General features: G+C 58.8%; 22 protein-coding genes and 1 pseudogene. 16 read left to right on the top strand and 7 right to left on the bottom strand.

Going from position 1 to position 22,027, the window contains the following annotated elements:
* Positions 1-10: 10 nt before the first annotated feature.
* Positions 11-742 carry a response regulator gene (locus tag PSQ90_RS02145; protein ID WP_282211802.1) on the bottom strand — a complete coding sequence of 244 codons (732 nt, stop codon included), beginning with the start codon at positions 740-742 and terminating at the stop codon, positions 11-13.
* Between the two features lie 115 nt (positions 743-857).
* Between PSQ90_RS02145 and PSQ90_RS02140 the strand changes: the two genes are divergently transcribed.
* From PSQ90_RS02140 to PSQ90_RS02070, 14 genes and pseudogenes are all read left to right on the top strand, one after another.
* Positions 858-1,538: a helix-turn-helix domain-containing protein gene (locus PSQ90_RS02140; RefSeq protein WP_282211801.1), complete on the top strand. Its 681-nt coding sequence runs from the start codon at positions 858-860 to the stop codon at positions 1,536-1,538.
* Between the two features lie 11 nt (positions 1,539-1,549).
* Positions 1,550-1,897, top strand: a complete 348-nt coding sequence (locus PSQ90_RS02135) for a hypothetical protein (protein WP_282211800.1) — start codon at positions 1,550-1,552, stop codon at positions 1,895-1,897.
* A gap of 263 nt (positions 1,898-2,160) precedes the next feature.
* Complete coding sequence (gene hyi / locus PSQ90_RS02130; protein WP_282211799.1) at positions 2,161-2,937, top strand: hydroxypyruvate isomerase; 777 nt, start codon at positions 2,161-2,163, stop codon at positions 2,935-2,937.
* 331 nt (positions 2,938-3,268) lie between these two features.
* Positions 3,269-4,030: a phosphorylase family protein gene (locus PSQ90_RS02125; RefSeq protein ID WP_282211798.1), complete on the top strand. Its 762-nt coding sequence runs from the start codon at positions 3,269-3,271 to the stop codon at positions 4,028-4,030.
* 56 nt (positions 4,031-4,086) lie between these two features.
* A pseudogene (locus tag PSQ90_RS17095) lies at positions 4,087-5,315 on the top strand (ABC transporter substrate-binding protein).
* 81 nt (positions 5,316-5,396) lie between these two features.
* Positions 5,397-6,254 (top strand): ABC transporter permease, encoded by an 858-nt coding sequence (locus PSQ90_RS02110; protein WP_282211795.1) that lies wholly within the window; start codon positions 5,397-5,399, stop codon positions 6,252-6,254.
* A 3-nt stretch (positions 6,255-6,257) separates the two neighbouring features.
* Positions 6,258-7,079, top strand: a complete 822-nt coding sequence (locus tag PSQ90_RS02105; RefSeq protein ID WP_282211794.1) for an ABC transporter permease — start codon at positions 6,258-6,260, stop codon at positions 7,077-7,079.
* Complete coding sequence (locus tag PSQ90_RS02100) at positions 7,076-8,110, top strand: ABC transporter ATP-binding protein (protein WP_282211793.1); 1,035 nt, start codon at positions 7,076-7,078, stop codon at positions 8,108-8,110. Before PSQ90_RS02105 ends, PSQ90_RS02100 begins: the two co-directional genes overlap by 4 nt.
* 11 nt (positions 8,111-8,121) lie before the next feature.
* Entirely contained in the window at positions 8,122-8,958 is an 837-nt protein-coding gene (locus PSQ90_RS02095) for a sugar phosphate isomerase/epimerase family protein (protein ID WP_282211792.1), read from the top strand.
* Positions 8,955-9,506 carry a DAK2 domain-containing protein gene (locus PSQ90_RS02090; RefSeq protein ID WP_282211791.1) on the top strand — a complete coding sequence of 184 codons (552 nt, stop codon included), beginning with the start codon at positions 8,955-8,957 and terminating at the stop codon, positions 9,504-9,506. The genes PSQ90_RS02095 and PSQ90_RS02090 overlap by 4 nt, the downstream gene beginning before the upstream one ends.
* Positions 9,503-10,522 carry a dihydroxyacetone kinase subunit DhaK gene (locus PSQ90_RS02085; RefSeq protein ID WP_282211790.1) on the top strand — a complete coding sequence of 340 codons (1,020 nt, stop codon included), beginning with the start codon at positions 9,503-9,505 and terminating at the stop codon, positions 10,520-10,522. Before PSQ90_RS02090 ends, PSQ90_RS02085 begins: the two co-directional genes overlap by 4 nt.
* The gene (locus tag PSQ90_RS02080; protein ID WP_282211789.1) at positions 10,519-11,424 is read left to right on the top strand and encodes a tagatose 1,6-diphosphate aldolase; all 906 of its coding nucleotides are present in this window, start codon (positions 10,519-10,521) and stop codon (positions 11,422-11,424) included. Before PSQ90_RS02085 ends, PSQ90_RS02080 begins: the two co-directional genes overlap by 4 nt.
* A 13-nt stretch (positions 11,425-11,437) precedes the next feature.
* Positions 11,438-12,199: an SDR family oxidoreductase gene (locus PSQ90_RS02075; RefSeq protein WP_282211788.1), complete on the top strand. Its 762-nt coding sequence runs from the start codon at positions 11,438-11,440 to the stop codon at positions 12,197-12,199.
* Positions 12,200-12,213: 14 nt separating this feature from the next.
* Positions 12,214-13,647, top strand: a complete 1,434-nt coding sequence (locus tag PSQ90_RS02070) for an L-fucose/L-arabinose isomerase family protein (RefSeq protein ID WP_282211787.1) — start codon at positions 12,214-12,216, stop codon at positions 13,645-13,647.
* Here the strand turns inward: PSQ90_RS02070 and PSQ90_RS02065 are convergent.
* Genes PSQ90_RS02065 through PSQ90_RS02040 form a run of 6 tightly spaced genes read right to left on the bottom strand, consistent with a single transcriptional unit; the run spans position 13,640 to position 20,161 of the window.
* Positions 13,640-14,716 (bottom strand): nucleoside hydrolase, encoded by a 1,077-nt coding sequence (locus PSQ90_RS02065; RefSeq protein ID WP_282211786.1) that lies wholly within the window; start codon positions 14,714-14,716, stop codon positions 13,640-13,642. The two genes, PSQ90_RS02070 and PSQ90_RS02065, sit on opposite strands and share 8 nt — an antisense overlap.
* Before the next feature lie 7 nt (positions 14,717-14,723).
* Positions 14,724-15,476, bottom strand: coding sequence for a GntR family transcriptional regulator (locus PSQ90_RS02060; RefSeq protein WP_282211785.1), 753 nt, complete (start codon positions 15,474-15,476; stop codon positions 14,724-14,726).
* An 11-nt stretch (positions 15,477-15,487) separates the two neighbouring features.
* Entirely contained in the window at positions 15,488-16,954 is a 1,467-nt protein-coding gene (locus PSQ90_RS02055) for an aldehyde dehydrogenase family protein (protein WP_282211784.1), read from the bottom strand.
* A complete protein-coding gene (locus PSQ90_RS02050; RefSeq protein ID WP_282211783.1) occupies positions 16,951-18,621 on the bottom strand; it encodes an acyl-CoA synthetase in 1,671 nt (556 codons plus the stop codon). Before PSQ90_RS02050 ends, PSQ90_RS02055 begins: the two co-directional genes overlap by 4 nt.
* Entirely contained in the window at positions 18,618-18,998 is a 381-nt protein-coding gene (locus tag PSQ90_RS02045) for a Zn-ribbon domain-containing OB-fold protein (RefSeq protein ID WP_282211782.1), read from the bottom strand. The genes PSQ90_RS02050 and PSQ90_RS02045 overlap by 4 nt, the downstream gene beginning before the upstream one ends.
* A complete protein-coding gene (locus PSQ90_RS02040) occupies positions 18,995-20,161 on the bottom strand; it encodes a thiolase family protein (protein ID WP_282211781.1) in 1,167 nt (388 codons plus the stop codon). Before PSQ90_RS02040 ends, PSQ90_RS02045 begins: the two co-directional genes overlap by 4 nt.
* A gap of 145 nt (positions 20,162-20,306) precedes the next feature.
* Here PSQ90_RS02040 and PSQ90_RS02035 point away from each other — a divergent pair, with 145 nt between their 5' ends.
* Positions 20,307-21,482, top strand: coding sequence for an MFS transporter (locus PSQ90_RS02035; protein WP_282211780.1), 1,176 nt, complete (start codon positions 20,307-20,309; stop codon positions 21,480-21,482).
* Between the two features lie 89 nt (positions 21,483-21,571).
* Positions 21,572-22,015 (top strand): DUF302 domain-containing protein, encoded by a 444-nt coding sequence (locus tag PSQ90_RS02030; protein ID WP_282211779.1) that lies wholly within the window; start codon positions 21,572-21,574, stop codon positions 22,013-22,015.
* Positions 22,016-22,027: the final 12 nt, after the last annotated feature.

The following is a 22,027-nucleotide window of genomic DNA, read 5'->3' as shown; positions in this document are numbered from 1 at the left end:
GACGCCGTGATCAACCCGCTTCGATTTTGTGCGGTGTAAAACTGTACCCCGTCCCGCGCACGGTCTTGAGCAGGCGCGGCGCGCGTGGATTTTCCTCAATCACCTTGCGCAACCGGGCGATCTGATTGTCGATACTGCGATCATTGGGCGTCCAGTCGTGCCCTTTGAGCAGGTCCATGATCTGATCGCGGCTGAGCACGCGATGGGGGAGTTGGACAAACATCGCCAATAAATCGAACTCGCCGCTCGTCAGTCGGCATTCGCTCCCCTGCGGGTCGTATAGTTCGCGCCGGTCAAGGCTCATCACGAAATCATCAAAGCGGATTTGTCTGGTAGAGCCGTTCACCTGCTGCACCGGCGGGCTGCCTGCGGGGGCCGAGCGCCGCAATACGGAGCGCACTCGCGCCAGCACTTCGCGTAAATGAAAGGGCTTGGCGATATAATCGTCCGCGCCCACTTCAAGCCCAACGATACGATCAATCATATCGCCCTTTCCGGTAATCATGATGATGGGAACATCGGAGCGTTGGCGAACCGCGCGCGCAATGGATAGCCCGTCCGCGCTGCCCAACCCCAGATCGAGCGTGATCAGATCAACGCCGGTCGCCAGATACGATTCGACACCTGACTGGTCCTGGGTCTCGCTGACCCGATAGCCTTCGTCTTCGAGACAGCGGCGCAGCATGCGTCTGATCTGCTCGTCATCGTCAACTACCAGAATATGGTGCTGAATTTCAGCCATCGCCCCCGACCTGGATACATTTGGTTACATTTCATTACGTCCGCCGCGCACAGCGTTTACACCACCATGAGCATAGTCCGCCAGCGACACCCTTCGACCGTCCGGGATTACCTTTATGCTTCATTCTACTATTGAGCCAAGCGCTGACCACCATCCAATCTGGTCTGACGATGCTTTTTCGAGCAATGGCGTGCGGTCGCTGGCGGCATATTCGCCGCTTTTTCGGGAAGGGGATCCGGCCACGCATTTTTATGAAGTTCTCGATGGCTGCGTTCGCGCCTTCAAGATTTTCCCCGACGGACGGCGCCAGATCGTGTCCTTCGCCTTTGCCGGTGACATCGTCGGCTTCGGCCATGGCGATCACTATCGCTTCGACTGCGATACCATCGCGGCGACACGCTTGCGCGCCATTCACAAATCTTCGCTGCTTCGCGCCATGCATGATCGGCCCGATCTGGGCGAAAAACTGCTCGAAATCGCAGCTGACGAAGTGACCAACATGCGCGATTTGTCCATTTTGCTGTGCCGCAAGACAGCCGTCGAGCGCATAGCCAGCTTCTTGCTGAGCATGACCAAACGAAACGAAGCCGCCGCTTCCGACGGTCGTCGGTCTCTGCCCATGTGCCGCGCCGATATTGCCGACTTCTTGGGCCTGACCATTGAAACAGTCAGTCGGACCCTGACAAAACTGCGCGCCCTCCGGGTTATTGACCTGCCTGACCGTGCGGGGTTTGTGGTCCGCGATATGCACAGGTTGCAATTGCTGGCCCAGTGCGACGATAACACAGGCCATTGAGAGGCGTCCCCATGAATGCTCCCAAGCAACGGGTCGCGCTCAGCATTTTCAGCCAACCGCAGGACATTCACCCCCTGATTGAGCAATTGTTGGCGCGGGGAGTTCTGCTTGATGACCTCGTGGTATTAGCCGGTTGCACGTCCGCTGCCTTGGAAAACGCGGCCAAAATTTCGGGCTGGCCCAAAACCATTGCCAATCAATGGATGACGGGCCCAGGCCCCGATGGCGGGTTCTGTCGCGCCCTGTCACTCGCGCCTGGCCCAAATTGGATCAGATATGAAAACTGGATGACGGCGATGGCCGCCGGTGACGTTCGATTGGCGCTGGCAGGAGGCGCTTATATTTTTTGGTCCGCATGAAAATGTCGGCAACGGTATCCGACATTACCCAGACTTTGCTCGGCTCAGCCGCTACCAGCGTGCAACTGCACGATATGGCTGTCCGCTAGCGCGTTGCGCACTGCAGGAGGGGCCCAAACTAAATCCTGTCGTTGGGATCGAAGGCGCGATTCTTGCAAGACCGCACCAAGCCACTAATCTGTTATCATCAGCATGGCCGAGCCCGGTCCAGCGTGATGAGCGTTCAATGCATCACATCGGTTTTACTGCCCAAGGATAGTCCATTGCCTCGTTTTGCCGCCAATCTATCGTTTCTATATGCCGACCTGCCATTTCTGGACCGGTTCAAAGCCGCCGCTGAGGATGGTTTTGGCGCGGTGGAATATGTCGGCCCTTACGCTGAAGACCCCAATGCCATTTCGACGCTTTTGAAAGAGCACAAGCTGGAGCAGGCCCTGTTCAATCTGCCTGCAGGCGATTGGGTCGCCGGTGAGCGCGGCATTGGCTGCTTGCCGGATCGGGTCGATGAATTTCGTGCCAGCGTTGACGAGGCGATAAAATATGCCAAGGCTTTGAACTGCAAAAAGATCAACTGCCTTGCCGGGATCGCGCCCGCCGGGATTGAAGTATCAGTTCTTGACAAGACCCTGGTTGATAATCTCGCCTATGCCGCGCCGCGTCTCGCCAATGCTGGCGTCAAACTGCTGCTCGAGCCAATCAATTTGCGCGATATTCCGGGTTTTTTAGTATCCCGCACTGACCACGCTCTGCGTATTTTCGAGGCCGTCGGTTCGGATAATCTTTACCTGCAGTACGACATTTACCACACCCAGATCATGCAGGGTGATTTGCTGGCCACTTACGAAAAACTGGCCAATCGCATCGCCCATATTCAGATTGCCGATAATCCCGGCCGCAACGAACCGGGTACGGGCGAGCTTAACTATCCAAATATTTTCGCGGCGCTTGACCGCTTCGGTTACGATGGCTGGATTGGCTGTGAATACAAGCCGAAGGCGGGTACCAGTGCCGGTTTGGGCTGGATGAAACCCTATCTGTGACAGACATGGGGCACCAATGGCTGCCCACCTGTTCATGGCGCGACGTACCGTCTTCTCCATCGCATCAAAGCCGATAACCAACAGCTGATCGCCGCTGTCCATTGCACATTGACAAGCGCCACCCGGCCCCTGCGCCGCATAACCTTCTGGGGATGCAGCGTTTTTTTGATTTTGTTCTGCCCTGAGTGAAACGATGTTCCCTTTGGGGGGACAATAAACTGAGCTTCGTTCGAATTGTACGCTTGACAAGCCGTGTTATTCTAAACAATTTGTACGGACAAATATGGGACTCGAAGGTGCGCCCTCGGGATCACAAGGGAGAGGGTACCCAATGGCGGTACTGGATGTGGCGGCGCGCGTATGGCGTGATGCGTTGAATATCGAGGTCGGCCAGGAACCCGCTGCGCTCATCCTCGAGGGCACATGGTGGCGTGCTGCTGCCGAAAAATCGCGCCTGGCCCTGCTCGATAATGTCCGCGAAACCGCGTTTCCCGATATCTACATTGGCCAATGGCAGGGCGTTCGTGTCGCCTACTGCTGCGCTTATGGGGCGGCGCGCGCCGTCGAACCCGCTCATATTTTTGCCCAGATGGGCACCCCGCTGCTCATTCAGTTAGGCACCTGCGGCGCCTTCATTCCTGATGCACGACCCGGCAGCGTCATGCTGCCCGAAATTTGCGCCGCCCGTGATGGCGTTTCCCAGCACTACGGTTGCGGGCCCGACATTGAACTGGATCCGGTCTGGATTGATCGCGCCGAGCGGTTACTGGCAAAAGAAAATTTGCAAACGCTGCGTGGCCGTCATCTGACATGGCCAAGCCTTTTTGCCCAGTCCGACGAGATGTGTCGGCAATGGGCAGAAGAGGGGCTGCTGACTGTCGATATGGAAACTTCGGTCGTCGGGGCCGTTGCGCAAAAGTTTGGCGTCTCCGCCGTTTCGCTTCTGTCGGTCTGGGATGCTTTGTCCGAGGGCAAGACGTTTCTTGATCCGCTGCCGCCCGAGCACGCGGCGGAATTGAGCCGTGCCAATACCAGGATTTTCGACGTCGCACTGCAGCTGGCCAAGGAGGTCGCCCTGCGCCGCGCGGCATAAATACAGCGTTCGGGATAACCCGTGCGCTGAAACAATAATCAACCGGGAGGAAGACAATGAAAAAAGTAATGAAATGGGCGCTGCTATCGGTAGCGCTGAGCTACGCGCCAATTGCCTACGCCGATACCGCAGACGGCGATGCGGTCAATGCCATGAGCTGGGATGACGTCGTCGAAATGGCTCGCGGCGGTGAGGTCAACTGGTTCCTCTGGGGCGGTGCTGACAATATCAATCAGTACGTGTCCGACTATGTCGGCGGCATCCTCAAAGACCAGTATGACATCACTCTCAATCGCGTCGGTGTTTCCGATACCGTTGAAGTCGTCAACATCGTTCTGGGTGAGCGCGAGGCCGGGGTCAACGACAATGGCTCGGTCGATATGATCTGGATCAATGGCGAGAACTTCCGCACCATGATGCAGGGCGATATGGTTTATTGCGGCTATACCGACGTCTTGCCCAACAATGAGCTGGTCAATTGGGACAATCCCGCGATCGCCAATGACTTTGGTGTTCCGGTTGAAGGCTGCGAAGTACCATGGTCGCGCGCGCAGTTCGCCTTTGCCTATGATAGCGCCCGTACCGAAAACCCACCCAAATCCATCGGCGAGCTGATTGACTGGGTCAAGGAAAATCCCGGCCAGTTTACCTATCCAGCACCCCCGATTTTAACGGCGCCGTGTTCGTTCGGCACGTCTTCTATTATGCCGCCGGTGGTGCAGATCAGTTGCTTGGACCCTTCGATCAAGCCAAGTATGATGAGGTCGCCGCAAAGACTTGGCAGATACTAAACGACATGGAGCCATATTTGTGGCGCGAGGGGCAAACCTATCCCACCTCGATCAATGCCATGCAGCAATTGTTCGCCAATCAGGAAGTCGCCCTTTATTTCAACTATGAGCCTTCCCAGTTCGGTATCGCCGTTCAGGATGGCACATTCCCTGAAACTGTGCGCTCTTACGGTCTGACAGACGGCACTATCGGCAACACCAACTATACGCTGATTCCGTTCAACTCGCCGCACAAGGCGGCAGCGCTGGTGTTGCAGAATGTTCTGCTGTCAGGCGAGGCCCAATACGAAAAGGCCCGTCCCGACGTCTGGGGAACTTCCCCTGCAATCGAAGTGGACCGTACTTCACCTGAAATTCAGGCGGATTTTGCCAAGATCGTTCAGCCTGAATCGGTTGTTTCGTCCGAAGAACTCGGCAAGGCTGCGCTGCCTGAACTTCAGGCTAGCTGGATTTCTGCCATCGAGCAGGGCTGGCTGGAAAACGTAGGCCGCTAATACTCCTCCCGACTGTCCCTGCGGTGCTTTCACCGCAGGGAACATTGTCACTTTTTTGTGTCGAAAGGCAGCGGATTAGCCATGTCTGATCGCTTGAAAATTTTTCTCCTGCTGGCACCGGCGCTGACAGCCATTATCGTGCTGTTCATGGGCGGCTTGGGAATTGGGCTGGCACGTTCGCTCAACTACATGCCCGTCATTGGCCTGGTTGATCCGAATTTCGACGCATATGTGACGGTTTTTACCTCGCAGGAGTTCTATCTTTCCTTTTTGCTGACCTTGCACATCTCTGTCACCTCGACTGTGCTGTCCTCCATATTGGCTATTGGCGCGGCATTGTTGTTGCGCCGCCAGTTCATCGGCCGCGCCATCATCAATTTCCTGTTTCAGCTGAACCTGACGGTGCCGCATCTAGTTGGCGCCATCGGTATTCTCTACCTGTTCTCCCAATCAGGCAGTTTTGCCCGGCTTGCCGCCGAATGGGGGATGATCAGCCGTCCCGGCGATTTTCCGGCGTTGGTTTTTGACCCATACGCCATCGGCATCATCCTGCAATATGTCTGGAAGGAAGTGCCCTTCATTGGCGTCATCCTGCTCGCCAACATGCAGGCGCTGGGCGAGGATTACGAAAGCGTTGCCCGCTCGTTGGGCGCCAACCGCTGGCAGGCCTTCCGCCACGTGTTGCTGCCCCTGATCTTCCCCGGCCTGCTATCGGCCTCGGTCATGGTCTTTGCCTTTACCTTCGGCGCCTACGAAATTCCGGCCATCCTTGGCCCCAACTATCCCGCCGCTCTGCCGGTTCTGGCCTATCGCAAATATACCGACGTTGATCTCGAAGCGCGCCCTGAAGCCATGGCCATGGCCATTGTCATCGCCTTGCTCAGTGCCCTGATGATCTTCCTCTACGTGCGCATCTCGCGCCGCAATATCCGGAGCTGAACCATGCAAAATGATTCACCCTGGCTACGCGCTTTTCGGGGACTTGCCGGCGCCGTCCTGATCGTCTGGCTGGTTCTGCCACTGATCCCGCTCGCCATTTGGTCCTTCGCGCGAGGTTGGTTCTTCCCCGACATCCTGCCCAAGCAGTGGACACTCTCCGCCTGGGAATATGCACTGTCTGACCGCGCCGGAGTCATCGACAGTCTTGGCCTGACGATCGGCATATCGCTGGCAGCAACCGTTCTGTCTATCCTTGTTGGCGTGCCCGCCGGACGCGCCCTGGGCCTTTATAAATTTCGCGGCAAGGAACTGATTGAACTTTTGATCCTTGCCCCCACCATCGTGCCCGGTATTGCCGTGGCGCTCGGCATCCACAGCGTTTTCATCACGCTCGGGCTCAACAATACAGTCGGCGGCGTAGTGCTGGTGCATCTGGTCCCCACCTTGCCCTATATGGTCCTGGTTATGTCCGGCATCTTTGCAAACTACGATCCCGCCTTTGAATCGCAGGCCCGCAGCCTTGGCGCGTCTTGGCTCAAGACCTTCTGGTATGTGACATTTCCCGCCATCCTGCCCGGCATTATTGTCGGCGGCCTGTTCGCCTTTCTTGTCTCCTGGAGCCAGTACATCCTGACACTGCTGATCGGCGGGGGCCGGGTGGTCACGCTGCCCTTGTTGCTGTTCAACTTCGCCACCTCCGGACGCAACGACATCACCGGCGCCATCGGCATTGTCTACATTCTGCCCGGCATCATCATTCTCATCCTCACCGCGCGGCATCTGTCCGGCCGTAACGGCGCTGTCGGAGGGTTCGGACGCATATGACCCATGTTTCGCTCAAGGACCTGACAAAGGTTTACCCCGGCTCCAAGGTGCCATCGCTGGACCGCCTGTCGCTCGAAATTCCCACCGGCGAGCTAACCGCGCTGCTCGGCCCCTCCGGGTGCGGCAAGACCACGACCATGAAAATGATCGCCGGTCTGTTGACCCCGACATCGGGCGACGTGACCTTTGATGACCGTTCGATCCTGCGCGAAAAGCCAGAACATCGCGGCGTTGTCATGGTGTTCCAGAACTATCTGCTGTTTCCCTATATGAGTGTGGCCGACAACATCGGGTTCGGTCTCAAGATGCGCAAGGTCGACAAATCCGAGATCGACCGCCGCGTTGGCGAAATGCTGGATTTGGTCAAACTACCGGATCTGGGCAAGCGCCGTCCCTCCGAGCTTTCCGGCGGCCAGCAACAGCGCGTTGCGCTCGCCCGCGCCTTGATCGTGCAGCCAAAAGTGCTGCTGCTTGACGAGCCTTTGTCGAACCTTGACGCCCACCTGCGCTTTGAAATGCGCGACCTCATCCGCTCCCTGCAGCAGGAAATGGGCATCACTACCATTTTCGTCACCCACGATCAGGAAGAGGCGGTCGTGCTCGCCGACAAGGTCGCCCTGATCCTTGATGGTCGACTATGCCAGTATGATCACGCCGATGTTTTCTACAAACGCCCTGCCAACGAGGCAGTCGCCCGCTTTTTCGGTGGCCAAAACTTTATTCCCGGCCAATCCAGCGGCACGGCATTCGATAGCGCGCTGGGTCAGCTGGCCTTGCCGCAAAATGCCATCACCGGCAAGGGCACGCTCACTTTCCGACCCGAAAACGTCAAAATCGGACCCAGTCAGACCAATGGTCTGACCGCCATTCTGGAGGACCGGATTTACCTCGGCACCCAGACGCGGCTGCGGTTGCGCGTTGGCGAAACCATGGTCGAAGCGATCGCTAATCCCGACGAAGTGGGCGACTTTGAAGTAGGTGGTCCGGTGCCAATTCACCTGCCGCCACAGGCCCTCTGGGTATTGCAATAGGAGGGATAAACATGAAATTCGGTATTCACGCCGGGCTCTGGATGGCGCGCTGGACAGACGAAATCTCCCCGATCCTCAAGCACGTTGCTGACCTTGGTTATGATGGCGTCGAGATTTCGCTGCTTGGCATGACCAACGAAAAGGCTGCTGCCACTGCCGGGCTGATCCGCGACCACGGCCTCGAAGTCACCTGTTCGCATGGCCTATCGCGCGACGCCGACATTACCTCGGCCGATCCCGCTGTCCAGCAGGCCGGACTGGAACATTTGCGCTGGGCTGTCAGAACCTGCGCGACACTTGGTTCGCACGGTCTCGCTGGTGTGGTCTATGCCCCCTGGGGGGTGTTTGACCCCCTCAAAAAGGCCGACCGAACCGCCCGTTCTGCCCACATGTTGGCCAAACTCGATGTCGATCTTGCCGACGCTGGCGTGACGCTGGGTATTGAAGCAATCAATCGCTTTGAAACCGACCTCGTCAACACTTCCGCCGAGGCGGTGACGCTCGCACGCGCCACCGGCTCCGACCACATCGGCGCGCTGCTGGACACCTTTCACCTCAACATCGAGGAAAAGGACATTGCCACAGCGATCACCTCAGCGGGCGACAAACTGGTTCATTTCCATGTTTCCGACAACGACCGTGGTGTGCCGGGCTCCGGCCATGTCCCTTGGGATGTGGTCCAGTCCAGTCTCAAAACCATGCGCTACAACGGTTGGATCGTGGCCGAAATGTTCGTTCTGGCCGGCAATCCCGCCAGTGCCGACCTCAACATCTGGCGCAACATCGAACCCGAAGCGCAGGGAGCGGCCCAACAGGCGCTCCAGTTCATGCGGCGGACATTCTCATGAACCAGACGTTTCTCTTGCATCTCGTCAGCCGCTTCGAACAGCTCGAAGCCCGGTTGAACCAACTGGATGCCGCAACCGGCGATGGCGACCACGGCGGCACTATTCTTAAAGGCATGCGCGCTGCTGCTGCTACCCCCGATGCGCCCGTCGTCGCCTTTCGCAAGGCTGCAGGCGGCGCGTCCGGTTCCCTGTTCAGTCTGCTGATCGGGGCGCTGGAACAGGCTGAAAATGATTCATCCACGCTAGGTGATGCCCTCGCCACCGCCGCAAGGAAGATCAGCCAATTGGGGCAGGCCAGGGCGGGCGATAAAACCATGCTCGATGCGCTGCTGCCTGCGGCTGCGGCCGCCAACGCCGATCCGGCCAATCCGGCCGCTGCCGCCGCTGAGGCAGCGAGGAGAGGCGCTGAGGCAACCAAACCGATGCAGGCAAAGCGCGGTCGCGCCAAATATGTCGAAGGTGGCGGCGTCGGCCATCTCGATGCAGGGGCGTTTTCAGTCGCCGAAATCCTGACTCAATTTAGTAAGGAACACGGGGAACAACCATGAAAAAGCTCATCAATTCCAAAGAGCGCATGCCCGATGATATGATCGATGGCTTTGTTGCCGCCTATCCGGGCATCGTGGCGCGCGGCCAAAATCCCCGTGTTGTCTGCCGCGCCCATCCCAAGGATCGCGACGCCAAAGTGACGCTACTGATCGGCAATGGATGCGGGCACGAACCCATTGCCATGGGCTTTGTCGGCTCCGGCCTGCTCGACGCCAATGTGGTGGGCGATGTCTTTGCCGCGCCCTCACCGGACTTGATCCTTGAGGGCATTCGCGAAGTCACCGGCAAGGCCGGTGCCGTGCTGCTGATTTCCCGTCATGAAGGCGATGTCATCAATGGCAATGCCGCCGCCATGATGGCTGAAGACGAAAACCTCTCCGTCCAACCCTTACTGATGTACGATGATATATCTTCGGCCCCAAAAGGGTCCGAAGACGAGCGTCGCGGCGCCGCTGGCACAATCTTTGTTTACAAGATCCTCGGCGCTGCTGCCGAAACAGGCATGCGGCTCGATGATCTGGTGACGCTGGGCGAAGACGTGCGGTCACGCACCCGCACACTGGCTGCCGCCGTCGCGCCCGGCATTTCGCCGTTGACCGGTGCGCCCATGTTCTCGTTGCCCGACGATGAAATCTATATCGGCATGGGTGTTCATGGCGAGCCCGGCGTTGGCCGCCGAAAGGTCGGCCCGGTGCGCGATCTCGTCGCTTTCATGTTGAGTGAACTGCTTGAGGACCGCCCCATCGCGCCCAACACGCCGACCGTCGTGCTGGTCAATGGATCGGGCGGCACCACGCAAATGGAACTACTCACGGTCTTCAACGAAGTCGCCCAGGGTCTCGAAAAACTGAATATCCCTCGGGTTTCGCCAATGATTGGCTCCTTCTCGACCACCCAGGAAATGGCCGGCTTCTCAATCTCCCTGCTGACCCCAACCCCTCAAATGCTCGACCTCTGGCAAGCACCGCAGTCCACCCCGAATTTTCCCGCCATTCACAAAGGGACGAGGGCATGAGCAATCACGATCTGCAAATTCGCGGCGTGGCGGTCGATGCTGGTAGCGGCCTTGCCGCGTCGATTAAGACCGCCCGTGGCGCATCCGCCTTGCCCGATGATCTGATGACGTTCAAGCACGCCGTACTGACAACGCTCGGGCCAACCGCCTCAACCCTGTTGGTTGATGCCAATTGCGGCCCGGACCTGTTGGCCGACTATCCGGCCAGCTGCGAGCCGATGATGGCCTATGAGGCGGACGTCTATCATATTTCCGATGCGGATCGCATAACCGTGCTGCCGGACAATCTGGCCGTTTCCGATTTCCCGCGCCTCGGGGTCAAGCAGCTCAAATTCTTCATGTACTATGCGCCCGATGATGATCCAGCGCTTAACGACCGCAAGCATGATCTGGTTGAATCAGTTGGTCAGGAGTGTGCCGCCAACGGTTTGAAATTCCTGATGGAACCGCTGATCTATCATCCCGACCAAAAGCCCGGCAACGCAAATTTCGCCGCCATCAAGCCTGATCTGGTGCGTCGCGCTGTCGAAGTCTTCGCCCAGCCGCGTTTCAATGTCGCCATTCTCAAGCTTGAAGTGCCGGTGGACCTTAATTTCGTCGCGGGCTTCGGCCAATCGCAGATGAGCCGCCAAGACGCTCTTGCTGCGTTCCGGGACGCTGCAGCCCCAGCCAATGGCCTGCCCATTGTCTATCTTAGTGCCGGCGTGCCGTTCGATTGGTTCAAGGCTTCGCTGGAAATGGCGACCGAAGCGGGCGTCGATTATGCCGGCTTCATGTGTGGACGCTCGATCTGGTCGGAAGCTGTCGGCATTTTTGGTGCCCAGGGTGAACAGGCCATGACCGACTGGCTGGCCGATACGGGCCTGACGCGCCTGAAGCGTCTTATAGAAACGACGCAATAAACGAGGTTACGCGATGCTCAAGAACAAGATTGCCATTGTTACCGGTGGCGCCAGCGGCAATGGTCGCGCCATTGCTGAAACCTTTGTTCGTCAAGGTGCCAAAGTCATCGTTGCCGATCTCGATCCGGTTGGTCGCGAGGGCGGTCCATCTGTGGTTGATACGATCAACGCCGAATATGCCGATCATGCCCGCTTCGTTAAATGCGACGTCTCCAAGGTCGATCAACTTGCCGCGCTGGTCGAGGAAGCCGAGGCCTGGGGCGGGCTCGATATCATGGTCAATAATGCCGGCATCCTGCTCAAGCAGCCCCTGCTTGAAGCGACTGAAGACGTTTTTCACAAAATGGTCGATGTGAACGTCAAGAGCGTCTATTTTGGCTCGCAAGCTGCCGCTCGGGTCATGGTCAAACGCAAAAGTGGTGTCATTATCAATATGTGCTCGATCGCCGGTATGCGCGGTACTGGCGGCTTCAGCCATTATAATTTGACCAAGGGCGCTGTGCGTCTGCTGACCTATTCGATGGCCGACGAACTGGGCCCGATGGGCATCCGGGTCAATAATGTCAATCCCGGCATCATGCGCACCCAGATGAACATTGAAGACGATCCGGTCATCGGCACCACGACGGGCGAGGGATATCTTGATATGATCCCGGCGCGACGGTGGGGCGAGCCCAGCGAAGTTGCCGATGCCTGTGTCTATCTGGCTTCGGATATGGCCAAATATGTCATGGGGACATCGCTTGTCGTCGACGGCGGCTATCTGCGCATTTAGTTCTGGAGGCACTTTTGCCCAAAACATTGACCATCGGCCTCATCCGCGCATCGCTGCCAAGCTATTTTCCCGAGAACCACTCAGTGTGGTCGCGGGCCGAAAACACACTCCAGGCGCTTTGCGCGGCGCTTGGCATCAGGTTGGTCATTGCCAGCGAAATTCCAATGGACGCTACCGGCGCGGGCAGGGCGCTCGCCGAGTGCCAGTCGGGCGGTGCCGAGTTCATCCTGCTGCTCCATGGTGGCTTCACCATGGGCGATGTGGCCCGCACCATTGCTGCTGCCCCCGTTCGCGCGGGGTTCTGGTCTGTGCCCGAACCGGCGCGGACCGGCGATATCCAGCTCAACAATTTCGTTTCGCTCAATATGTCGATGTCAATTGCGCGACAGGTCCGCGATTTGCGCAGCGAACCGGTGCAATGGTACCACGGCGCGCCGGAAAGCCCAGCGCTGCAACAGCGTTTGCGCACCTCACTGATGGCGCTCAAGGCCGCCTGCGAACTCGAAGGCGCCCGCATCGGCGTCATCGGCGGGTTGGCGATGACCTTTTACAATATGGAAGTTTCCACCAATGCCCTGCGTGCTCGCCTCGGGGTGGAAGTATCCCATCACGACATGCACGAACTGACGGACCGCATGGACGCGATGGACGAGACGCGCGTTTGGAACGAAGTTGAAAAATTTCGCCAGACTGCCAGGGTCGATGGTGTTTCCAAAACCCAAATGGCGTTGACCGCCCGCTGCACGCTCGCCCTGCGTGATATCGCCAAACAGTTTGATTATGCCGCGTTGACCGTCAGTGACTGGCCCGCTCTGCAAGATAGGCCGGGCATGCATCCGGGCGCGGCCTTCACCATGCTTGAGGAGAAGGACAATCTGCCTGTCGCCTCTGAAGGCGACGTCTTGGGTGCCATTACCCAGTTGGTCACCAAATCGGTTAGCGGTCGCGTTGGTTATCTGCTCGACATGACCGAACCCGATCTCGACGCAAACCAGTTGTTGATGTGGCATGGCGGCGGTGGTCCGCTCTATCTTGCCGACGATGATGGCGCGCGCTGGATCAATCACCCCATGATCGGCCGCGGTACGCCCGAGGGCCCACAATTTGGCGCGATAGCCGATCTGGTCTTCCGCGATGGTCCGGTGACGATTATGCGGATTGCTCGCGACGCCAGCGCGATCTTCGCCATGACTGCGCACGTTTCAGGCCGCGATCCCTCCGGCTTTACCGGTTGCCGGGGGTGGCTCGAAAATTTTGCAATCGCTGGCGATCTGTCAACGCTCGAAGACGTCGTCGCCACTGTCATGGCCCACGGTCTTGAGCATCATTTCGTCCTCGTGCCCGGTGACGTCGCCGCCGTTCTGGCCGAATTCGGCTCGTGGACCGGCATGGAATGCCTCACCCGCAGGCCGATGCGCGACCACCTGCGGGCGTCCGATTTCAGCTAAGCGTGGCCAGCTTGTCGTAAAAATCAATAAAGATTTCGTCCCGCTGCACGTCATGGGCCTCGGCCATGGCGTGGCGGCTCGGGTCCAGCTGCATGTATAGATCCTCAGTCAGGATCGGTGAGGTCGTCATATGGGTCGGCACCCATTCGGGGTTGATCAGCCAGGCAATATTGATGATATCCCAGATCACCCACGTTCGCCGCGCCGTATCCTCAAGCGCAAACATCTTGTGCAGCGGGTTATTGGTATAGAGGTGATAGAGATAGTCCCCCATTGCCCCGCGCCCACGCACGAATTGCTCCATCTCAGGCAGCGAAATCTTGAGCTGCGCGCCCACATGATAGCCTGGCAAATAGACATGGGGCACGCCACTATCAAACAACAGCCGCGACGCATGCACATCCTGCACTAGATTAAGCGATGGCCGGTTCGAATGAGGCGCGGCTGATGGGTAGCCTGAGGTCCAGACCACGACGATATCCCTGACGATTTCGGGCGCCATCAACAGTGCTGCCGCCACATTGGTCACACACCCCATCGCCGCCACATAAAGCGGACCGTCCCCGCTTTTGGCCAGATCAACAATGACTTCGGCAGCTTCGGTTTTCACGCAATCATCCGGCGCTGTCATATAGCGCGGCGCGCCACGAAATACCTTGCCCTCGCTCGACATGCCGAGCTTTTCATAGACCGTAAGAATTTCCCTGTAGCTCAGTTCAACCCCTTCGTCGGGCCCCACCAGATTGAGATCAGCAACCCGCCGTCCCTGATTGTGCAGCCGCGACAGCCAGCCCTGAAAGCCGCCCACAACGTGCTCGGGATAGGGTTGGCCTGACAGCATCGCCGCCTCAGCCGCCCGCAACACCGGCAAATGGTGGGCAAACGAAAACGGCTCCGCCGTCACCGCCTCAACGCTCAATTTCTCCGGCGACAACAAAGCCCAGGCCAGCGCATATTGATCGTCGATCTCATTGGCCGTGTCGCTATCAATGATGACCCGCACCTTGTCCGTCGGCGGCGAAAGCCGTTCAACCATTTGCGTCTGGGTCAGCTTGGGAAACGTGCTCATGGTGCCTCTAGGGTAAATGGTTGGGTTGCCGGTTTTGCTTGGACAGCGTGAAACTGACCGTCCCGGTGCGGAAAACGTCCTCGTGGAACACCGTGCGACCGTCATCATCGAACGCCGAGCATGCCTGCCGCAGGATCGGGCTACCCACCTCAATACCAAACAGCCCCGCCATTTCCGCGTCGGCCACAACCGGGCTGATATCCTCGCACGCCGCCGACCACTCCAGCTTGAAGCGCTGCGCCAGAATCCGCAAAATCGACTGTGCCGGCCCGCTTTCGGGGAAATCCGCCGCCGTCGCCCCTTGCAACAATTCAGCCGGCGCATGCGACATCACCAGCATTCGCGGATTACCATCCACCAGTCGCAGCCGATTGACCCGGGTGATCGGACGCGCCTGCATGTCGGCTGGTAAATGCCCCAACTCGGGCGCTCCCGTCTTGAAGGTTGTCAGCGACAATAGCTGCGATGTCGGCTCCAAACCGGCGCGTAACATTGCGTCGGTGAACGAGGTCAGGCAAGTGTCCGACGCTGGCGACAGCGTAATGACGCGATAACCGCTTCCCTGCCGACTTTCCACGTAGCCATCCTGCACCAGCATATCGAGCGCCCGCCGAATGGTGACCCGGCTGACCTTGAAATGTTCGCTCAACTCGCCTTCGGTCGGCATGCGCCCGCCAATCGGATAGCGCCCCGCCTTCAGCCGATCCAGAATGACACGGTAAGCCTGCTCATATTTCGGTATGTCGCTGAGCTCAGTCACGCTCGCCCTCATCAATTGATCCAAACACATTTTGTCTGCGTGTAGAGTGAGATTGCTTCCCGCCCCATTTCGCGGCCATAGCCGGATTGTTTGACTCCGCCAAACGGCGCCGCCGCATCGGTGTCGCCCCAACAATTGACCCACACAGTACCTGCCTGCAACTTGTCGGCAAATTGACGAACCCGGCTTACGTCCCGCGACCAAAGCCCCGCCGCCAGGCCATATTGACTGGCGTTGGCGCGGCCCAGAACCTCACTGTCGTCCTCAAAGGGCAACACCGCCAGAACCGGCCCGAACACTTCCTCGCGCACCAGCCGCATATCGTCGGTCAAGTCGGCAATGATCGTTGGCGGCACGAACCAGCCCTCGCGGTCCATCCGCGCTCCGCCGGTTACTACAGTGCCTTCGCCACCATCAAGAAACCCCAGGACCTTGCCAAGTTGGGTCTTGCTGATCACCGGCCCCAGATCATGGGCAGGATCATCCAGTCCCGGACCAACCGACACTGTTGGTGCAATTTTCGCCAATGCATCCAACACTTTGTCATGAATGCTCTTGTGCACGTAAAGGCGCGATCCGGCGGTACAGCTCTGCCCGTTATTGCCAAAATTGGCCCAGAAAGCCCCCGCGATGGCCTTGTCGAGATCGGCATCATCAAAAATGATGTTGGCGGCTTTGCCGCCCAGTTCGAGCGAAACCTTCTTGAGATTACCAGCCGAAGCCTCAACGATCCGCCGACCTGTCGCCGTGCTGCCGGTAAAGCCGACTTTTGCCACGTCTGGATGCGCCGCTAGCGCCGCCCCTGCATCATGCCCATAACCCGGCACAACATTGAGAACCCCCGGCGGCAATCCAGCTTCCAGCGCCAGATCCGCCAGATAAAGCGCCGACAGCGGCGTTTCCTCGGACGGTTTGAGCACGATGGTATTGCCCGCCGCCAGTGCCGGTGCCAATTTCCACGCCGCCATCAGCAACGGGTAATTCCAGGGCGTTATCAGCCCGCAAACACCCAGCGGTTCGGCCTTGGTATAGGTCAGGCGGTCAGGTGTGCCCACCGGGATGGTCGCCCCCTCGATCTTGTCGGCCCATCCGGCAAAATAACGGAAATGCCGCGCCGACCAATGCGCATCTACATCCCGCGCCACGTGAAATGGCTTGCCATTATCAAGCGCATCCAACTGTCCGAATATGTCGGCCCGCGCCTCGATCAGATCGGCCAGCCGCCACAATATGCGGCTGCGTTCATTGGGCAGCATCCGGGTCCAGGCCCCGTTCTCGAACGCATCCTTCGCCGCCGCAACCGCCAGATCAATTTCGACCTTTCCCGCCCGCGCAACCTGCGCCAGCTTGCCCCCGGTCGACGGATTGATAATTTCAAGCGACGCCGCACTCTCCAGCAACTTGCCGCCAATGCGCAGGGGCTGCTCTTTGGCAATGAATTCGGCAACATACGGGGTCAGTGGAATCTGGTTCATCATGCGTTCCCCCGCGCCTTGGTTTTTTCAGCATCGCGCAAGGCGCGCCGGTTGATCTTGCCTGACGAGGTCATGACAAAGTCGTCGACAAACTCTATCTCGCGCGGTGCCTTATAGCCCGCCAGACGCTGGCGCACATGTTGGGTCAATGAATCAGATAGTTCAGAATCCGCCGTAAATCCCTGTCGAACCTTGATAAATGCTTTGACGATAGTGCCGCGATCAGCATCGGGCTTGCCCACGACCGCTGTTTCGGCAACCGCCGGATGGGCCAAGAGACAGTCCTCGATTTCGGCAGGGCCAATGCGGAAGCCGGAGGATTTTATCAGATCGTCCGAGCGCCCCTTGTACCAGAAATAGCCATCAGCATCGCGCACTGCCAGATCAAAGGTGCGCAGGCTGTCGCCCAACTGCATTTCCTTTTCCTTGCCCGGATTGTTGAGATACCCAAGGAACCGGGTGGGCGCTGTCATCGGGGTAACGATTTCGCCTGCCTCGCCCTCGGGCACATCCTTGCCGTCAGCATCCACCAGCCGAACCACATGGCCCGGATAGGCCCGGCCCATTGATCCGGGCTTGCGTGGATAAAGCGCTGCGCAATTGCCGATCAGATGATTGACTTCGGTCATGCCGTAAAATTCGTTGCAGACAACGCCAAGGCGTTTTTCGGCCCACTCCAGTGTTTCTGCCGCCAATGCCTCTCCGCCGGTGCAGATCACGCGCAGCGCAAGATCATGATCCTGTCGCGGCTCGGCGGTTTGCGCCAGCCGCTTGATTGCTGTGGGTGCCAGAAAAGTATGTGTCACCATATGCCTTGCCATGAACCCATAGGCCCATTCTGCCTTGAACCGATCCATCGACGTGGCGATGGGGCGACCCGCCATCCAGGCTGGAAACAACATGTCGAGCAGCCCACCAACCCAGGCCCAGTCCGACGGCGACCAGAAAACGGCGTCCGGCTCGTCCATGGTCAGATTGAAAAACAGACTGATCGAAGGTGTGTATGAAGCCAGCACTCTATGGCCGTGCAGTATGCCCTTGGGTTTTCCGGTCGAGCCCGAAGTGTACATCAAGAGCGCCGGATCGTCGGCCCCACCATATTCGGGCACAAAGTCCGCAATATCGGTGCCAAACGCTTCGCCAAGATCAAGTTCACCCGCTTGGGGTTGGCGCAAAAAGACATGGGCAAGGCTGGGGAACAGTGTCGGCGCCTCGTCGCGCAACGGGCGCCACGCCGCCTCATCGGTCAAAACGACCTTTGCGCCGCAATCTGCCAGGGCGTGCGCCAGCGTTTCGGGACCGTAAAGCTGCGACAATGTCACGGCGGTGCCACCCAGCTTGCAAATGGCCATATGCGCAATTGCCGTATCGGGATGTTGGCCAGTGTGGATCGCAACGAGATCGCCGCGCCCATACCCCAGGCCTTCCAGCCGGGCTGCCAGCCCACTGGCGGCGCGCTCAACGTCGGCAAAACTCTGCGTGCTGACCTTGCCTTCGGCGTCCTCAAATATGATCGCAGTCCGGTCGCGCATTTCCGGCGCAAGATGCCGACCCAACGTCATGTGGTAGATATTGGTGTCGGCAGGCCAGACAATGCGCAGCGCGTCTCCATCACGGCGCAGATTGAGCTTGTCGAGGGTCGCGTCGGTCAGGCTGGCGAAAGGGTTCACGGTGTGGACCTTGATTTGGATGGAGCAAGAATAAGCGCAGGGACGTCGCTGGGTGGGGCAATCAGGTGGCCGTCGGTTATTTCGGACGCAAAGCCCTCAAGCCGCGTCACCGCCTTGTTGGTCGCTCCCTCGAATTGAACCAACCCAAAGGTGCCGTCGCTGCCATGTGTGCGCAGCAATACCGATGCTTTTCCCGAAAGCCTGACCCATTGTGCCTCACCACTCCCGCATTGGCAGCGGCGTTGCGGCGGAAAACTGACGGAGCCGCATTTTGAACAGCTCCGACCCATCGCCCGGCCTTTTTGCAAGGCTTCGACGTAGGGCGCCAGCCATCCCGGTTCCAGCGAATAGGGCAGGGCGAGTTCATATGAAATCATTTTGCGTCCGCCTGACTCAGCAGCGTCACAGCCGCTGTGGTGCACACCCCGCCATGAGTGTCGGCCAGCGCGTGGCGCAAAGGCCGCTTCGGTTGCAGTTCCGGATGATACCGTCCCTCGAGCAACAGCGCACAGGTCGCCGTTTGCGCAACCCCGGTCGCCCCCACCGGCGCACCTTGCCCCAGCAGCCCCCCCGAAAGGTTGATCGGCAAACGGCCCTCGGGCGCAAAATGCTGGGCATCGAGATCGGCTTGTAGCGTCTCGCTCAATCCCAAGACGTTTAGCGCCTGCAACTGTGCCCCCGCATAGGCATCGTAAACCTCGGCAACATCAATATCGGCTGGACCAATTCCTGCCTGTTGGCAGGCCCGCTGCATTGCCTTGCGTTTGGCGGTAAAGGTACCCGTATCTTGACGCGCTCCCAGTTGGGCGTGGTCGGATGCGGCGCCAATTCCCGTGATGCGGGGCGCGCTGCCCCTGGCACCGGGCAGGGCATCGGGATGCGACAGAATGATCGCGGCAGCCCCATCGCTGAGGGGGGAACAGTGCAATCGACGATAAGGCGAGGCGATCAGCGGCGAGTCCGCGATTTCTGCCATTTTGTGCTGGCGCGGCAAGTGCGCATTGGGATTGAGCATTGCATTGGCCCGGTTCTGCAGCGCAATTTGGTCAAGGCACTTATCCGGTAGCCCGATCCGCGCTGCAAATGCCTGATAGGACAGCGCATAAAGCGCCGTTGCCGATGTGCCGGTCATGCCGTCCGTCCAGGCGTCGAACGAATAGCCATAGAGCAGTTTGATCGTTGCCGCCGGAAGCTGGGAGGCCGAAGGGTCAACCCCAATGACGGCAACATGGCGAGCCTGGCCCGAGGCGATGGCTTGGGCTGCCGCGTGCACGGCTAACTGCCCCGAAGCACCTCCGCCCTCTACGCGCATCGTCGCAACGCCGACAAGTCCCAGATCGCCAGCAAGAATTGCTGCCGGATTGAGCTGCAGCGTGAAAAAATCACTTTCAGAGGCAACAATCAGCGTATCAACGTCCGCCCGATCCAGCGTTGCCATTAACAGCGCAGCCTCAAAGGCTTCGCTGGCCCAATCTCGAAATGAGGAACCATCGGTGCGACGACTGAACCGCGTTTGTGCGCTGCCCGTAACGGCCGCCATCTCCAACATTATCCTCCCATCCGAACTGGCTTTTGCCTTTGTTCGTCGTCCCGTCATGGTGCTGTGATACATTATTGACTTATTTAATTTGTTCATACAAGTCTTATATCGCCGTCGAATTGTGCGGCCCCAATCGGATTGCGCCGTGACCTCAAAACCCGCAAAAGCCAGGCTGCCCATGCTGGCCGCCGCACTCCTGTGCTTTGCCGCCGGTAGCCTATATGCGTGGAGTTCGATGATCCCGGCGTTGCTCGTGCGCTATGATGTTGGCGTGCAGCAGGCCGGGCAGGTTTTCTCGTTCGCCATCGTCGCTTTTTCGCTGGCCGTGCTGCTATTCCCATATTTGCCCGCGCCGATGAAAAGTTCACGCGCCGCAGCGGCCGCCGGCGTTTTGGCAGCAATCTCGCTGGTCCTGGCGACGGTTGCACCAGGCTTTGACCTGTTCCTCTTGTTCTATAGCCTCGGTTTCGGCGCTATGAGCGGCATCATCTATATTCAAACGGTCGAGCTGGCCGCCAAATCGTCGGCTCCGGCCGTTCTCACCCCGCTGATGGTCGCCGCCTTTGGCCTTGGTGGCGTCGTCTTTGGCCCCACCATTCGTGCGCTGGTTGCCCTCAATTGGCAACTGGCCGCGCTTTTGCCCGTGGCGTTGGCCCTTATTGTCGCCGCCGCTCTTGTCTTTGCATTTCCAGCCCATGAGCAGGCAGCATCCACCGCCACCAACCGCGACACCGCACCCATCATCGCCCCGCCGCGCGCAGGGCATGTCGCCTTGCTCTGGACGATCTTCGCCTTCGGCTCAGGCACCGGCTTGATGGTTCTGGGGCTGGCATCTGCCATTATCGAGGATCGCGGCGCCGCAACCGCACTCTCGGCGACCGTGCTGGCCGTAATTGCCTTGGGCAATACTGGTGGGCGGCTCTCGGTCAGCCTATTGGGTCAGTGGCTGCCCCCGATCATCATCGCGGGCCTCTCACCCATCTTGGCCGCCATTGGTCTTTTGACCTTGATCATCTCGCCCAACGTCTATGCCGGTGGCATCGGACTGACCCTGGTTGCACTCAGCTATGGGCTGATGGCCTCGGCCATGCCGGTTTTGACGCGTGCGTTGACCTCAACGCTAACATTTGGTCACACATTTGCACTTGTTTTTACCGCTTGGGGGGTCGCGGGGTTACTCTCTCCGTGGCTGGCCGGCACCAGTTTTGACGCCACAGGCAGTTTCACCGCCGCCCTCTATTTCGCCCTCGCCAGCAGCCTCATCGCCCTCGTAACCATCGCTGCATTCGCACGTTTTCCCCGGGCAGTTCGGGCTGGCTGATCGCCCCATCACGCCATGGTGATTGAACCCTCGGCTTCCCGCAGGGTTCCTACTCGCCACTATTGGTTTCAAAGCCGGAGAAATGCGTCATGAAATTCTTGATCACCAGCATAACAGTCCTGTTGATGCTGGCTTCCCCAGCCTTCGCCCAGGAATGGATCGTCAAATCCAGCCCCTCAACTGTCGATGAAACCGTCGAAAAATTGGTTGCCGCCGTCGAGGGGGCAGGGGCAACGGTTTTCGCTAAAGTCGATCATGCCGCAGGCGCCAAAGCCGTCGGCGATGACTTATCCCCCACAGTGTTGGTCATCTTCGGCAATCCCAAGATCGGCACCCCGATCATCAAGGCCGACCGCCGCGCCGGTCTGGATCTCCCCTTGCGCGTTCTGGTCTGGTCAGAAAATGATGCCACTCAACTCGGCTACGAAGACCCCGCCGCCCTCAAGGCCCGCTACGCCATCGAAGGCGCTGATGACGCATTTGCCGCCATGACCGGGGCATTGGACAAACTAACAACCGCCGCGACCCAATAGCCGCGACGGCCA

The organism is Devosia rhodophyticola, assembly GCF_028816475.1.
GTDB lineage: Bacteria > Pseudomonadota > Alphaproteobacteria > Rhizobiales > Devosiaceae > Devosia > Devosia rhodophyticola.
Note: the sequence above shows the minus strand (reverse complement) of the source record. Positions and strands in the feature narration are given on the sequence as shown.